This window comes from Mesorhizobium sp. M7D.F.Ca.US.004.01.2.1, from assembly GCF_003997785.1.
GTDB lineage: Bacteria > Pseudomonadota > Alphaproteobacteria > Rhizobiales > Rhizobiaceae > Mesorhizobium > Mesorhizobium loti.
Genome location: NZ_RZRQ01000764.1, coordinates 1 through 448, shown reverse-complemented (window position 1 = coordinate 448; position 448 = coordinate 1). Strand labels below are relative to the sequence as shown.

Below are 448 nucleotides of genomic sequence, written 5' to 3'. Positions count from 1 at the left end.
GGCAAAAAGCATCGGCATGGAGAGCGATCCGGACCTGCATGGTCGCATCCAAGATGCCGTCTACAAGGTGCTGAGCTACCAGGCATCAAGCGGCAGCTTCGGCCTCTGGGGCCCGGGATCCGGCGATCTCTGGCTCGATGCTTATGTCACGGAGTTCCTGACCCGGGCACGCGAGCAGAAATACGACGTGCCGGCTCAGGCGATGAACCAGGCGCTGAACAACCTGCAGAACTCGCTTGGGTATGACCAGGACGTCCAGGATCGCGGCAGCGAGATCGCCTACGCGCTCTATGTGCTCGCCCGCAACAAGAAGGCCTCGATCGGCGATCTGCGCTACTATTCGGACACGCAGCTCGAGTCCTTCTCGAGCCCGATGGCTGTCGCCCAACTGGCCGCGAGCCTGGCGCTCTATGGCGACACCCAGCGTTCGGAGGCGACTTTCCAGACG

General features: G+C 62.5%; 1 protein-coding gene. It reads left to right on the top strand.

Annotated features, from left to right (window positions below):
• On the top strand, nt 1-448 hold a 448-nt coding region (locus tag EN993_RS36685; RefSeq protein ID WP_164758104.1), incomplete at both ends, for a hypothetical protein.